Below are 13,228 nucleotides of genomic sequence, written 5' to 3'. Positions count from 1 at the left end.
GCATTTTCCTTATGCCAGATATTTACGTGCTGCGTTAACGCTATCTTAAAGGCAGGTTACTGAAGACAGGCAATATATTTTTCACCTGAGCGCAGCACAATATCGTGTGCACTGTCGTGAATGTCTTGCCCTTCAAATGCTCCATAAAGTTGGTTGAATTGGATGCCAGAAAGGCGGCGTGTCATTTCACTCACCACTGCTGCGGGCAGCGGAAGCATATTGGGATAGCTCCACATAAACGAGACGGCATCCGCGCCGGGCGTGACCTGAACAATGTCGCCCGCAAGCAGAATACCATCGCCGCTGTTCCAGTGAAGCACGCAGCCGCCGGCAAAGTGTCCTCCCAGACGTAGGAGTTTTACAGAGGGCATCAGTTCCAGTTCATTGCCTTGCCAAAGGCGTATGAAAGCACTGTTACGCATGATCCATTCACTGTCACTGGCGTGGAGGTAGATGGGGGCGTTAAACGCCTCTGCCCACTCTTGCATGGTGGTGTAGTAATGAGGATGGGAAATGGCAATGGCGCTGATTCCGCCCAGCGAATCCACCAGCGTTTTAGTGGCCTGATCAAGGTTCGCGATGCAATCCCACAACACATTTCCCTCTGGTGCCCTCAGTAAAAAAGCTCGCTGATTAATAGCGAAATTGGGCACAGTTTTAATACTCAATAAATTCTCTGCATGTGACTGCCATTTATTCGAATGGCTCTCTTGCAGGGCTGATAACGGTACCCATTTTTGTCCGGTAGCGGGCACATACTGACGCTCATCATCACATATTTTGCAGCGTTCTATTTTCACTGCTTGCTCTTCATAAGATGTACCGCATGTCGCGCATACTTTGATCATTGAGACACCCTCATCTATTTGCTGAGATTGATTATAGAAGTCAGAAACAGGTTGAGTGAATGTCGGAGAAAGAGGCGGTAATCCAGCGGCTCTTTCTCTGCGGTGGCATTTTGATTCGCTTTAATGGTTTACTGAGCCAACAGAATTCATGCGTAAACATCTTGAAAGGAAAGTGCTGTGAAAGTGAGGCGGGCATCACCTAATGAAGCAGAAATTCTCTGGAAGATCAGAAATCTGGCCATTCGCCGTGGCTGCGCAGAAGTTTATGACGCTGCCATTGTAACGGCCTGGACGCCAGACGCTATGCCTGCCAGCTTCAGATCGGTGATTTCAGCCAATCCGTTTTTTGTGATAGATGGCGTCGAAGGTTCACCTGTGGCTACGGGTTTTCTTGACCTTGCGAGCAATAGCGTTGAGGCAATATTCACGCTTCCGCACTACGCCGGCAAAGGTCTGGCTAGCCTGATCATCAATGCGATCAAAGTTGAGGCGAGGAAGCGTCAAATATCGCATCTCACTCTTTCATCCACCCCCAATGCGGTCTCTTTTTATGAGCAGCACGGATTCGTTGCTGTGCAGGAAGGCCATTATTATTCCAGGCTGGCGCAAGCCCACTTAAAATGCACTGACATGGTCATCAATTTGTCGCGATGAAAAGCGCTGTTCTTAAGGATAACAACGCCTTAGCCGGGGGGCTCCACAGCGGCAGCGCCTTAACCCTTTCGCTTAGCGGCCTAATAAGCGATCGCGCAGCGCTGCAGGTAGTCGGGGATCGGAACAGCGCTCAAGGTTCGATTCTGTCATCCGTTGTTGCATAGAAGCCGCAACTTCAGCAGGCGCTGTTTCTGGTCGTCCCGCATTAAAGGGCGGTGCTGGCGCATATTCCAGACCCAACTGAATACGTTGTGCCGTTTCCTTACCATAAATCTCAGCGATAACCACCAGCGCAAAATCAATTCCCGCTGTTACGCCGCCGCCAGTAATAACATTGCCATCCTTAACCACCCGCGCATCATCAGGAATTGCACCAAAACAGGCTAACTTTTCACGCCAGGCCCAATGGGTGGCAGCCCGCTTATTTTTCAGCAAACCCGCCGCGCCGAGAATCAATGCGCCGGTGCAGACCGAAGTAATATAGCGAGCCTGTTGAGCGAGACGCTGTATATGCGACATATAGTCGCTGTTCGCTATCGCCAGCAAACAGCCGCCGCCGCCGGGTACACACAGCAAATCGCAGGATTCAATCTGGCTCAGATCCTGCAGTTCACTGAACACCAGGTTATCAGCCTTAATCGGCTCGCCTCCCAGCGAGGCAGCAATGACTTCTGTCTCGGGTAGACGGCTAAAAAATTGATGAGGTCCGGTAAAGTCGAGTTGCGTGACGCCTTGATAGAGTGGAATAACAATTTTCATTATTTATGATCCCTTAATGGCTGAGTCGGCAGTAAAGCGCAATCCTGAATGCCATTAATACAACAATGTCGCTCAGCTGATAAAGGGGTGGCGTGATGCAAATTCGTGTTATGACGTTGAAAGAGGCAGGAAACGAGAGGGGGAAGGGCAATTCCCACCACGACAAAGTCGCGTAGTGGGAAAAGTGACGATTATTTATCGTTGCCAAAACCTTGTTTCAGCAGCGCGGATAAGACTTTCGGGAAGTAAATGTTCTGGTAGTAACCGCTGACGCTTTCGCTCCAGCTTTCGCCGTCGTTGCGTCCAATGTTCTGCCAGTGTGCAACCATTTCCTGATTGTAGTCTGAGATGTGCTGTGCTAAATCAGCAGATTGGTATGTTTCTTCATGACGGAAAGTGGCAACAGGCAGGCGCGGTTTCTGATGCGCTGGAACATCAACATGCCCAATCACGACACCCACCACCGGGAAAGTATGAGCCGGGAGTTTAAGCAGATCGATCATCGCTTCTGGATCACGGCGAATGCCGCCGATGGGCACAATGCCTAATCCTTCCGCGCGAGCCGCTGCCATAACCGCCCCTAACGCGATGCCGACGTCAGTGGCGCCTGAAACGATGCTTTCGATACTTTGCTGAGCAATTTGCTGTTTATCGATGGCGGCCATCGCCTGGCCAGACTTGTGCATATCCAACACAAAAGTAATAAAGACCGGCGCCTTGGCAATCCAGGGTTGACCGCCTGCGATAGCGGCGATTTTTTCACGGGATTCCGCCTTGCGAGAGATAACCAGTGAAACCTGCTGTGAATTGACGGAAGTTGGCGCACGATAGGCAGATGCGACGATACGGTCCAGTGCAGCTTCATCAATGGATTGTTCGGTGAAGCTGCGTTCACTTTTATGGCTGGTAAAAATATCAAAAACGGGATTCATTTTTTTTCTCCGGTTATAAACGCCGACAACTATACAATGTTGAAAGTTTGGCGTTTAACACCTTTTGCTTGATGTGCGTGTCCACTTATCACATGGCAGGGTAAACAGGCTGTTTATTCATCTTTGATTATCGGCCAGTTCACCGGCGAAACGCCATTAAGCTGTGGGCGAGCAAATAAAAAACCTTGGTAATAACGAATACCCGCTGCTTCAAGCCATAACCACTCTTCTAATTTCTCAATACCTTCCGCAATAACCGTAATTTCCAGTAACGTACAGCAGGTTATTATTGCCTGAACAATCGCTTGTTTCGGCCCGCTTTTATGAACATCACAGATAATATTGCGATCGATCTTAACTTTTTCAGGTTGAAATTTCGCCAGCAATGAAAGGCCGGCAAAACCCGCGCCGAAGTCATCAATGGCTAAGCCAATGCCAGCCGATCGTAATTGTTTGATAGCAAAATCAAATTCGTCAAAACGAGAGATGACCTCATCCTCCGTCACCTCTACTACGACTTGCTCAGGAACCAGTCCGCTGGCCTTGATCTCGCTGAGTAAAATATCTACCGCATTTTTTGTTGTCACTAAAGACATCGGTAAGAGATTCACTGAAATTGTCTGATCAACCATGCCCATTTTATTTGCCAGCGCAAAAGCAAAGCGTTTTGAGTCGAGATCAGCTTTATAAAGCGCATCTTTAGACAGTGTAGAAAAATACTCAACCGGTGAACCGCCATCTGGACTGCGAATAAGCGCTTCGAAAGAGATAACTTTTTTATTAGCGACATCAACAATGGGTTGTAAGGCAAACTGGCAGTTCTGACCCGGCTGGAAATTGTCATATTCTCTGCGTGGCGTGACCGGAAGCTGAATAAGATCCCAGTTTTCTAGATGAGCCGTATTTATAAAGGGTTTTTTATTATCATCTTCAACAAAAGTGCGAATGAATTTCAGCACTCTGTCATCATAAGTCAAATTAAAGCGGGACGTTCCTTTAGCCAGCACGGCTTGCAGTACCCGTTTTTTTTCATAATGGCGCAGGTCAAAAAGCTCCATGCCGAGGTGGCCAAAACGCCGGGCGGGTGCGTAGTCGCGCATCAACTCAACCAAATTGTTGTGCCGCTTGTCATGGCAGATACGTTCATAAACAGCGCTTACACTCGCATCAGGCCCTTCCAAAACCTGAAAAAAATGCGCGCCGTCAAACAGCAAAATGCCGGTAACGTGGATCTTCTCATTGTTGATTCTGGACTTTTCTATGGTGTGCGCTAACGCACCCAACGATACGCCTGCAGACAGATGGCTTCTGTAGATAAGTGTCGACAGCATAGTCGTTCTCGAGATCTCTATTTTTAGCTGGCATGAATAAGCAGGTGCACTTTAGAACGTGTCTGACGCATTTTCCATCCGGCGGTTTACTCTTTTTAAGCCAGGGTCATCTTTATTCCGTTTCGTTTAAAGCCTGCCTACGCAATACTCGCAGGATAAAAGCAAATTTTAAAGAAAGCGTAGCGTTAAAACCTGTTAGTAATTATTGGGTTAATTTTATACCGATCCAAAATGGCAACTCGACGAACGTTGGACCAGGATTTTAATTATCGACACAATTTTTTTAACCTTGATGGTTTATTGCGTAAAAATGATTTTCTAAACGGTGAAAAACAGGAGCCACAATGCTTAGCTATCTTTTTATCGGTGCCAATGATGTTGAACTTTCCGGGCAATTTTACGCCGCTGTTTTACTGCCACTGGGTTATGAAAAAGAGGTAGATGGTGAGCAACTCATCTTTTCGCTGCCCGATATACCGGATCGACACAATGGTCCCGGCGCGGTGTTTATCAGCAAACCCTACAACGGCGGCAAAGCAGAACCCGGCAACGGCATGATGCCCGGGTTTCGTGTTAAAACGCGTCAGTTAGTTGATGAGATCTATGCAGCGGGTTTAATGGCAGGCGGAACGGATGAGGGTGATCCGGGCATTCGTGAGCGCTATAGCAGCAATTTCTATGTTGCCTATTTGCGCGATCCCGCCGGAAATAAACTGGCGATGTTCTGTAACGCCGAATAATGCGGGTAAAATCTTGGTGTATTTCTGCAGGCGTCAGGAAGAGAGCCACGCCCCGATGCCGCAACATCGGGGCGTGGATTAGTGTGGCGCGCGAGTAGGGCGAACGACGATCTCATTCACATCAACATCATCCGGTTGTTCAATCGCGTAACGCACCGCACGACCAATCGCATCGGGCTGCAGTGCTATTGCGCGGTAGCTTTTCATCACATCGGCGGCTGACGGGTCGGTGATGGTATTCGCCAATTCACTTTCTACCACGCCTGGATGAACGCAGGTCACACGTAGCTGGCTGTTTTCCTGGCGTAATCCATCGGAGAGGGCGCGCACTGCAAACTTTGTCGCACAATAGACGGCCGCCGTGGGCGACACCGCTAATGCACCAATGGAGGCAATATTAACGATATGCCCGCGTTGGTGCGTCAGCATTGTCGGCAATACCGCAGCGATTCCGTGCAGCACACCTTTAATGTTCACATCGATCATCTGGTCCCACTCGTCGACGTGAAGTGATGCCATCGGCGACAACGGCATGATGCCTGCGTTATTGATCATCACATCAATGCGTCCCCATTTTTCCAGCGCGACTTGAGCAAATCGTTGTACAGATTCACGTTGCGTGACGTCAAGCGACTGAACGGCAACGTCTGCGCCATTAAAGCGCAGTTCTTCGGCCAATGTTTGCAGACGATCTACACGACGCGCGCCCAATAAGAGCGTTGCGCCAGCAGCAGCCAGTTCGCGGGCAATGCCTGCACCAATTCCACTTGATGCACCAGTTATTAAGATCACTTTGTTCATCATTCATCTCCTGTTTAGATATCGCTAGTGATCGTAAAGGCTCTCAGCTATAAAGATAAGCCACCTATTCCTTCATGGACTGGTAACAGGAACTAACCAATGCAGTTAGATAAAAATGCGCTGGATGTGTTTGTTACGGTAGCCGAAACGCGCAATTTCCGCGTTGCTGCTGAGCGGCTTGGCGTAACACGCCCGGCAATCAGTCAGGCATTACGTCGACTGGAAGATCGGCTAAACATCTCATTGATGCGACGTACAACGCGCAGTATTAGCCTCACAGAAGCGGGCGAACGACTCTATGCCGACGTTGCACCCGCCATGCTGCAACTGAATCGCGCCGTTTCTGACATTACCGAGCTGGCGGGTGAACCGCGTGGACAGCTGCGTCTGGCGATCTCTTCCATTGCTGAGCGGATAATAGGCGGAGAATTACTGGCATCGTTTATTGAACGTTATCCGCAGGTTGAACTGGATATCACTGTCACTGACGACGAATTCGACATTGTGGCGCAAGGCTATGACGCTGGCGTGCGGCTGGGGGAAATCATTGCGCAGGATATGATCGCCGTGCCGGTTTCTTCACGGCAACGGCAGGTTACTGTCGCGGCACCCTATTATCTGGCGCGCTATGGCACGCCACAACACCCTAATGAATTGATTCAACATCGCTGTATTGGTTGGCGTAAAGGGCCGGGATTATCGCCTTATCGCTGGGAATTTGCTGAGAACGGGCGTGAATTTGACGTGGCGGTTAATCCGCAACTCACCACCAATGATATGGGCGTCATGATTCGCACCGCCTGCGCGGGCGGCGGTATCACGTTTGGTATGGAAGAGACGTTCAGGTCTTATATCGATCGGGGCGAGTTGGTAACGTTACTGGATGCCTGGTTACCCACCTTTGCTGGTTTTTATCTTTATTTTCCCAGCAGAAAGAATCTGGCAGCCAAACTTCGCGCACTCATTGATCACGTGAAGATGTGAATGAGCGAAGGGGGCAAAGGTTTGATGAAAGTAAGTACACGCTAACTAAAAAGCCTGCATTACACAGGCTTTTTTATTGCTGTCTAACAACAGCCGCTTATTTACGGTATTGCTCGTCGCTGACTTTTTCCATCCAGTCAACCGGGCTGCCGTTTACTGACTCAGCGATGGCAATGTGCGTCATTGCTGTTTCCGGCGTCGCACCGTGCCAGTGCTTAACATCTTCTGGAATCCAGACAATGTCGCCCTGATTCATGACGCGAATCTCTTCGCCTTCACATTGAATCCAGCCTTGGCCATGGATCACAATCAACGTTTGTCCAAGTGGATGTGTATGCCATGCAGTGCGCGCACCCGGCTCGAAAGTCACGGTAGCGCCGCCGACACGTGCGGGTTCGGTAGCCTGAAAAGGCGAATCAATGCGCACGGTACCGGTAAAATAGTCTTCAGGGCCTTTGCGTGATGGTTGGGATCCGTTGGCGATAATTTTCATCTGTTTCTCCTTAAAGCGGGAAATGTGGCGATGACGTTAACTCTAGCAAAATCGTTTTATGAAGATTAGAGGAGAAAACGAGAATGCATCTATGACTTATTTTCATTAATTTTCTAAGCGTATTGAGAATGAAAAGAGAGTTAAGAGCATTTTACAGAAGCCTCAGAAGAGTTAAGCAGAATAATCTCTATGGAAACACCTGCGCTTTAACGCGGGCTCATACACATCAAGCCGAAAAATAAGCCAGCCATCATCATGACTGGCTTTGATTACGCAAAACTCAGCGCTTATTCATCATCGTCGTCGTCATGTTGATTGCTGCCGAAGCGATTACGTACAACCATTAAAGAAGCAGGGAAAAGGGCGAAATGGCGCAACAAGCCGATGACAACGTGCCATAAACAAGGGAAGTTAATAAATCAGACAATATTGTTATTTGAAGCGCTGGCTTGTTTTGACGTACTTTCGTCCTTGCGGATTAACGGTATATTTCAGCAACGCCATAAAGTTTATTTTCACCGCCTGCGGAGACGATCTTCATTGAAGAAGCCCCTTCAGCGGCGGCTTTATCGGAGAGTTTTTCAGTTAAGCGGTTGAGAGAATAAGCGCCTTGCGCGGAGACCACGCCAATTTTCTCTTTACCCGTAACGTCGTTGGTCACATTTACCGCCAAGGCGCTGTTGATTGTTAGCAGCGTGGCAAGCAAAAGCAGCGTAGTTTTAATGGTGTTCATAATGACCTCGATGTATCAGGATGAATGAAAAGATATCGATAAAGCCAACTTCAACGAAATCGCATCATCAACAATCACACTAAATTAGAGCACTAAACACGATAGGCGTTATGAATGATGATCATCAATACTGCGCCAAAAAGTGAAGCGCCAAGGCGTCAAGCCCGCTATAACTCTGTCTACATCACATTGTGGCAAAGCAAAATTTAGAAATTATTGAGATTTGCGCATATATTCAGCTTATTCAGTGCATTTCCCCACCGACGAGAACCGACCATGTTAAAAGAAAATTTCAATGACCTTATTTACCTGGTCATGGTGGCGAAAGAGCGCAGTTTTACTCGCGCAGCAGCAAAGTTAGGGGTGTCGCAATCGGCGCTTAGCCACGCCATTCGCGCGTTAGAAGAGAGATTGAATACGCGGTTATTGACGCGCACTACACGCAGCGTTGCGCCGACTGAAGCGGGAGAACGGTTAATCGAAAACGTTGCTCCGCTGTTTGCCAATATCGAAAAAGAGCTGGTGAGTTTGTCGGATAATTTAGGCAAAACTTCCGGGAATATCCGTATTACGGCGGGTGAACATGCATTATCATCCACCTTGTGGCCGTTGCTTAAACCGTTTTTACAAACCTATCCTGACGTGAATATTGAATTTTCTGTAGATAATACCTTGACTGATATTGTCAGCGGACGATTCGACGCGGGCGTGAGATTAGGCGAGCAAGTTGAAAAAGATATGGTAGCGGTACGTATTGGTCCCGACTGGCGTATGTCGGTGGTGGCATCGCCCGCTTATTTTGCGCAATTCGGTGAACCCGAAACGCCTTATGAATTGCAAAATCACAACTGTATTAATATGCGTCTACCAACGCGCGGTGGAATTTACAGTTGGGAATTTAATAAGCAGGGCAAAGAAATTCGCGTAAAAGTAGAAGGTCAGCTCATTTTTAATAATCTGGCTTCCAGGATTGATGCCGCATTATCAGGAATGGGTGTGGCTTATGTGCCGGAAGACACTATTACCCATTTAGTCGATCGAGGGGATTTAGTGCGTGTGTTAGATGACTGGTGCGACCCTTTTACAGGGTATTACCTTTATTACCCCAGCCGGAAACAACATACCGCCGCGTTTGCCAAATTGATTGAAGCGGTACGTTATCAGGGATAACCGCCTGTGAATTTCTCAGCATGTAAATGCCTTTTGGCGCAATTGCAGTGCATGACAGCGTGATGAGATTGCGCCAGGTTTACGCTGAACTGAACCCGCTGCGCATGTCTCTTTTCCTGCGGTTTTTTCGCTCTCTTCAGTAAGCGACAGCCGCCAACCAGAGCGAGAATTTCTGTGTGTATAAAATGTGATCAGCTCGTGAGAACCTTATTTTGTAATCGATTACTTTTTACGGGTCAGGAATGTAATCGATTACTTTAACCGCCGAGGTTCATCATGATCTCCACCACGCAAAACACCGAAAACATAGCTGTGCACCAGCGGATGCTGATTCCGCGTCTGTCGCTAATGATGTTTATGCAATTTTTTATCTGGGGAAGCTGGTCTGTTACGCTCGGGTTGGTGATGACGCAGCACAACATGTCATTGCTGATTGGGGATGCATTTTCGGCCGGGCCAATTGCGTCGATTCTGTCGCCGTTCGTGCTGGGCATGTTAGTTGATCGCTTCTTTCCGTCGCAAAAGGTGCTCGCCGTTATGCATCTGGCAGGTGCGGTGATCTTATGGTTTGTGCCTCAAGCGCTGATCGCTGAAAACGGCTCATTGCTGATCGCCTTACTCTTTGGTTATACGCTGTGCTACATGCCCACCCTGGCATTGACCAACAACATTGCGTTTCACAGCCTGGCAAACAGCGATAAAAGTTTTCCGGTTGTACGCGTTTTTGGCACCATTGGCTGGATCGTGGCGGGCATTTTTATCGGTGTCACGGGCATTTCAGCCAGCGTATCCATCTTCTCGGTGGCTGCGATTTGCTCGGTGATTCTGGCGGTTTACAGCCTGACATTGCCGCACACACCCGCGCCCGCCAAAGGCTTGCCGCTTAAGGTGCGCGACCTGTTTTGCGCCGATGCCTTCGCGCTGTTGAAAACCCGCCACTTCTTTGTGTTTGCGCTGTGCGCCACCTTGATCTCAATTCCTCTCGGCACCTATTACGCCTTTACCGCTTCATGGCTGGCGGATGCAGGTGTTGAAAACGTCAGCACCCTGATGTCGTTTGGTCAGATGTCTGAAATCTTCTTTATGCTGGTGATCCCGCTGCTGTTCCGCCGCCTTGGCGTCAAATACATGTTGCTGATTGGGATGTTTGCCTGGTTCGTGCGTTATGCGCTGTTTGCCATGGGCATGGGCGAAGAAGGACGTCTGCTGATTTATCTTGGCATCCTGCTGCATGGCGTCTGCTACGACTTCTTCTTTGTGGTGGGCTTCATTTATACCGATCGCATCGCGGGTGACAAAGTGAAAGGTCAGGCTCAAAGCATGGTGGTGATGTTCACCTACGGTATTGGTATGTTGCTCGGTTCACAAATTTCCGGCGCGCTCTATAACAATTTGGTTGCGGGGCAAGTCTCTGCGCAAAACTGGGCACTGTTTTGGTGGATCCCTGCCGTTGCGGCAGCGGTAATCACCGTTATTTTCTTCTTCTCTTTTAAATATCGGGATTAAGAATTTTCAAACTGGAGGTGTACGTGAAAACGTTAAAAGGACCCGCTATTTTCTTATCACAATTTATTGGCCAGCAGGCGCCTTACAATTCACTGGGCGGGTTGGCGCAGTGGGCTGCAGCGCTGGGTTATAAGGCGCTGCAAATTCCCTGCAATCACCCCTCTATTTTTGACCTGGAAAAAGCGGCGTCGAGCCAAACCTATTGTGATGAAGTCAGCGGATTGCTGGCACAGCACGGTTTGGTGATCAGCGAATTATCCACGCATCTGGAAGGGCAGTTGATTGCGGTTCATCCGGCTCACGATATTGCGTTTGACGGGTTCGCCCCGGCGGAAGTGCGCGGCAACAATACGCGGCGCACCGAATGGGCAATTAAAACGGTAAAGCTGGCGGCAGCAGCGTCAGCTAATTTGGGCTTGCAGTCGCATGCGACCTTTTCTGGATCGCTGGCGTGGCCCTATTTATATCCCTGGCCGCCGCATAATCCACAGTTACTCAGTGAAGCTTTCGCAGAGCTGGCGCGCCGCTGGGAACCAGTTTTAGACGAGTACGATCGTCACGGCGTAGATGTTTGTTATGAAATTCATCCCGGCGAAGATTTACATGACGGCGTGACGTTTGAACGCTTTCTGGCGCTGCTGAAGAATCATCCGCGCTGTAATATCCTGTTTGATCCCAGCCATTTGCATCTTCAACATATTGATTATTTACAGTTTATTGATATTTATCATTCACGTATTAAAGCTTTTCACGTGAAGGACGCTGAATATGTAACCAATGGGCGCAGCGGTGTATATGGCGGTTATCAGCGCTGGATTGATCGTGCAGGGCGCTTTCGTTCACCGGGCGACGGACAGATTAATTTCAACGCCATTTTTAGCAAACTGGCGCAATACGATTACGACGGTTGGGCCGTGCTTGAATGGGAATGCTGCCTGAAAGATGCCGACACTGGCGCACGTGAAGGCGCTGAGTTTATCCGAAAACACATTATTCCCGTTGCCGGGCGCGCCTTTGATGATTTTGCCGCACAGGGCGATCAGCGCGAGAGTGTGCGTGCGCAACTGGGTTTGGATAAAGGGGCCTGAAATGATCAAAGTAGGCATTATTGGCACCGGTTTTATTGGCCCGGCGCACATTGAAGCGTTACGTCGCTTAGGAAACGTCGAGGTTGTGGCGATTTGTGATTCCAGCCAGCCTGCTGCGCTGAAGCACGCGGAGCAATTGAATGTGCCGCATGCGTACAGCGAGGTAAGCGCATTTCTCAATCATGCGGGATTAGAGGCGGTGCATAACTGCACGCCGAATCATTTGCATGCTGCAATTAATCGCCAGGTATTACGCGCCGGTAAGCATCTCTTCTCCGAAAAACCGTTGTGCATGACAGTGGATGAAGCGCATGAGCTGATTGACCTTGCAGAGCAAGCGGGCGTGGTGCATGGCGTCAGTTTTGTGTATCGCCAGTTTTCGCTGGTGCAACAGGCTGCCAGCATGATGCGCCACGGCGAGCTGGGCCGGCTATTTTCAGCGCAAGGCAGCTACTTGCAAGACTGGATGCTGGAGGAAACGGACTTCAACTGGCGTGTTGATGCAGCAAAGGGCGGCGCGTCACGTGCCGTAGCAGATATCGGTTCACACTGGTGCGACACGGTTCAGTTTGTCACGGGCAAAAAAATTGTCGAAGTGATGGCCGATCTCGCTATTGTCTGGCCGAAGCGCAAGGCCAGCGTCAATAGCGCATCAACCTTCAGCGGCAAGCAGGACGATGTGCAGTATCACACTCACGACGTCACCACCGAAGATATGGGGTTTGTGCTGTTTCGCTTTGAAGATGGCAGCAAAGGCAGCTTTAACGTGTCGCAGGTTTCGGCGGGACGAAAAAATCGTCTCAGTTTTGAGGTAAACGGCAGCGCGGCATCGCTGGCGTGGGACCAAGAAACGCCTCAGCAATTGTGGATCGGTCATCGTCATCAGGCTAATCAGCTTTTATCTGACGATCCTTCACTACTGAACGCTGATATTGCTGCACGTGCGCGTTTCCCCGGCGGGCACATTGAAGGTTGGCCTGATGCCTTCCGCAATATGATGCAGCAGTTTTATCTGGCCGTGGCGCAGAGCGCACCACCCACGCGTGACAAGGCGACGTTCGCGACTTTTTATGATGGCGCGCAGGTGATGTCCGTGGTTGACGCCATTGTCAAAAGTCATCAACAGCAGCGCTGGGTTAAGGTTTAAGCCTTCAGGCATGGCGGTGCTAACTTATTGCTTAGCGGTAAT

General features: G+C 49.4%; 14 protein-coding genes. 7 read left to right on the top strand and 7 right to left on the bottom strand.

Going from position 1 to position 13,228, the window contains the following annotated elements; genetic code table 11:
• Window positions 1-56: 56 nt before the first annotated feature.
• On the bottom strand, window positions 57-848 hold the full coding sequence (locus ACF2G4_RS19310; RefSeq protein ID WP_409076182.1) for an MBL fold metallo-hydrolase: 792 nt from the start codon (window positions 846-848) through the stop codon (window positions 57-59).
• A gap of 177 nt (window positions 849-1,025) precedes the next feature.
• Between ACF2G4_RS19310 and ACF2G4_RS19305 the strand changes: the two genes are divergently transcribed.
• Window positions 1,026-1,502: a GNAT family N-acetyltransferase gene (locus ACF2G4_RS19305; protein WP_215848506.1), complete on the top strand. Its 477-nt coding sequence runs from the start codon at window positions 1,026-1,028 to the stop codon at window positions 1,500-1,502.
• A 72-nt stretch (window positions 1,503-1,574) separates the two neighbouring features.
• On the opposite strand, the gene ACF2G4_RS19300 is transcribed toward ACF2G4_RS19305, so the two are convergent.
• The 3 genes from ACF2G4_RS19300 to ACF2G4_RS19290 all read right to left on the bottom strand — a co-directional run bounded on the left by ACF2G4_RS19300 (window position 1,575) and on the right by ACF2G4_RS19290 (window position 4,524).
• Window positions 1,575-2,261, bottom strand: coding sequence for a DJ-1/PfpI family protein (locus ACF2G4_RS19300; RefSeq protein ID WP_409076181.1), 687 nt, complete (start codon window positions 2,259-2,261; stop codon window positions 1,575-1,577).
• 191 nt (window positions 2,262-2,452) lie between these two features.
• The gene (locus ACF2G4_RS19295) at window positions 2,453-3,193 is read right to left on the bottom strand and encodes a nitroreductase family protein (RefSeq protein ID WP_409076180.1); all 741 of its coding nucleotides are present in this window, start codon (window positions 3,191-3,193) and stop codon (window positions 2,453-2,455) included.
• Window positions 3,194-3,306: 113 nt separating this feature from the next.
• A complete protein-coding gene (locus tag ACF2G4_RS19290) occupies window positions 3,307-4,524 on the bottom strand; it encodes a diguanylate phosphodiesterase (protein ID WP_409076179.1) in 1,218 nt (405 codons plus the stop codon).
• A gap of 344 nt (window positions 4,525-4,868) precedes the next feature.
• On the opposite strand from ACF2G4_RS19290, the gene ACF2G4_RS19285 reads away from it, so the two are divergent.
• Window positions 4,869-5,264 carry a VOC family protein gene (locus tag ACF2G4_RS19285; RefSeq protein ID WP_215848503.1) on the top strand — a complete coding sequence of 132 codons (396 nt, stop codon included), beginning with the start codon at window positions 4,869-4,871 and terminating at the stop codon, window positions 5,262-5,264.
• A 78-nt stretch (window positions 5,265-5,342) separates the two neighbouring features.
• Here the strand turns inward: ACF2G4_RS19285 and ACF2G4_RS19280 are convergent, their stop codons facing one another.
• On the bottom strand, window positions 5,343-6,068 hold the full coding sequence (locus ACF2G4_RS19280; RefSeq protein ID WP_409076178.1) for an SDR family oxidoreductase: 726 nt from the start codon (window positions 6,066-6,068) through the stop codon (window positions 5,343-5,345).
• Between the two features lie 96 nt (window positions 6,069-6,164).
• Between ACF2G4_RS19280 and ACF2G4_RS19275 the strand changes: the two genes are divergently transcribed.
• The gene (locus tag ACF2G4_RS19275; RefSeq protein WP_409076177.1) at window positions 6,165-7,049 is read left to right on the top strand and encodes a LysR family transcriptional regulator; all 885 of its coding nucleotides are present in this window, start codon (window positions 6,165-6,167) and stop codon (window positions 7,047-7,049) included.
• A gap of 97 nt (window positions 7,050-7,146) precedes the next feature.
• Here ACF2G4_RS19275 and ACF2G4_RS19270 read toward each other — a convergent pair whose 3' ends face one another.
• Together ACF2G4_RS19270 and ACF2G4_RS19265 are read right to left on the bottom strand one after the other, a co-directional pair.
• Window positions 7,147-7,542: a cupin domain-containing protein gene (locus tag ACF2G4_RS19270; protein WP_215848501.1), complete on the bottom strand. Its 396-nt coding sequence runs from the start codon at window positions 7,540-7,542 to the stop codon at window positions 7,147-7,149.
• A 478-nt stretch (window positions 7,543-8,020) separates the two neighbouring features.
• Window positions 8,021-8,275 (bottom strand): YdgH/BhsA/McbA-like domain containing protein, encoded by a 255-nt coding sequence (locus tag ACF2G4_RS19265; protein WP_409076176.1) that lies wholly within the window; start codon window positions 8,273-8,275, stop codon window positions 8,021-8,023.
• Between the two features lie 276 nt (window positions 8,276-8,551).
• Here ACF2G4_RS19265 and ACF2G4_RS19260 point away from each other — a divergent pair, with 276 nt between their 5' ends.
• The 4 genes from ACF2G4_RS19260 (at window position 8,552) to ACF2G4_RS19245 (ending at window position 13,186) form a co-directional block, all read left to right on the top strand.
• Window positions 8,552-9,445: a LysR family transcriptional regulator gene (locus ACF2G4_RS19260; RefSeq protein WP_409076175.1), complete on the top strand. Its 894-nt coding sequence runs from the start codon at window positions 8,552-8,554 to the stop codon at window positions 9,443-9,445.
• A gap of 276 nt (window positions 9,446-9,721) precedes the next feature.
• Window positions 9,722-10,951, top strand: coding sequence for an MFS transporter (locus tag ACF2G4_RS19255; protein ID WP_215848498.1), 1,230 nt, complete (start codon window positions 9,722-9,724; stop codon window positions 10,949-10,951).
• Window positions 10,952-10,974: 23 nt separating this feature from the next.
• Window positions 10,975-12,039, top strand: coding sequence for a sugar phosphate isomerase/epimerase family protein (locus ACF2G4_RS19250; protein ID WP_409076174.1), 1,065 nt, complete (start codon window positions 10,975-10,977; stop codon window positions 12,037-12,039).
• Between the two features lies 1 nt (window position 12,040).
• On the top strand, window positions 12,041-13,186 hold the full coding sequence (locus tag ACF2G4_RS19245) for a Gfo/Idh/MocA family protein (RefSeq protein WP_409076173.1): 1,146 nt from the start codon (window positions 12,041-12,043) through the stop codon (window positions 13,184-13,186).
• Window positions 13,187-13,228: the final 42 nt, after the last annotated feature.

The organism is Pantoea phytostimulans (genome assembly GCF_046118715.1).
Taxonomy (GTDB): Bacteria; Pseudomonadota; Gammaproteobacteria; order Enterobacterales; family Enterobacteriaceae; genus Pantoea; species Pantoea phytostimulans.
The sequence above is the reverse complement of the archived record's forward strand: the minus strand, read 5'-3'. Positions and strand labels throughout refer to the sequence as shown.

Bases quoted from the DNA above. Each gene is read 5' to 3' on its own strand.
- ACF2G4_RS19295 (WP_409076180.1), bottom strand. From the start codon at position 3,193: ATGAATCCCGTTTTTGATATTTTTACCAGCCATAAAAGTGAACGCAGC.
- ACF2G4_RS19260 (WP_409076175.1), top strand. From the start codon at position 8,552: ATGTTAAAAGAAAATTTCAATGACCTTATTTACCTGGTCATGGTGGCG.
- ACF2G4_RS19280 (WP_409076178.1), bottom strand. From the start codon at position 6,068: ATGATGAACAAAGTGATCTTAATAACTGGTGCATCAAGTGGAATTGGT.
- ACF2G4_RS19275 (WP_409076177.1), top strand. From the start codon at position 6,165: ATGCAGTTAGATAAAAATGCGCTGGATGTGTTTGTTACGGTAGCCGAA.
- ACF2G4_RS19310 (WP_409076182.1), bottom strand. From the start codon at position 848: ATGATCAAAGTATGCGCGACATGCGGTACATCTTATGAAGAGCAAGCA.
- ACF2G4_RS19290 (WP_409076179.1), bottom strand. From the start codon at position 4,524: ATGCTGTCGACACTTATCTACAGAAGCCATCTGTCTGCAGGCGTATCG.
- ACF2G4_RS19255 (WP_215848498.1), top strand. From the start codon at position 9,722: ATGATCTCCACCACGCAAAACACCGAAAACATAGCTGTGCACCAGCGG.
- ACF2G4_RS19270 (WP_215848501.1), bottom strand. From the start codon at position 7,542: ATGAAAATTATCGCCAACGGATCCCAACCATCACGCAAAGGCCCTGAA.
- ACF2G4_RS19265 (WP_409076176.1), bottom strand. From the start codon at position 8,275: ATGAACACCATTAAAACTACGCTGCTTTTGCTTGCCACGCTGCTAACA.
- ACF2G4_RS19245 (WP_409076173.1), top strand. From the start codon at position 12,041: ATGATCAAAGTAGGCATTATTGGCACCGGTTTTATTGGCCCGGCGCAC.
- ACF2G4_RS19285 (WP_215848503.1), top strand. From the start codon at position 4,869: ATGCTTAGCTATCTTTTTATCGGTGCCAATGATGTTGAACTTTCCGGG.
- ACF2G4_RS19300 (WP_409076181.1), bottom strand. From the start codon at position 2,261: ATGAAAATTGTTATTCCACTCTATCAAGGCGTCACGCAACTCGACTTT.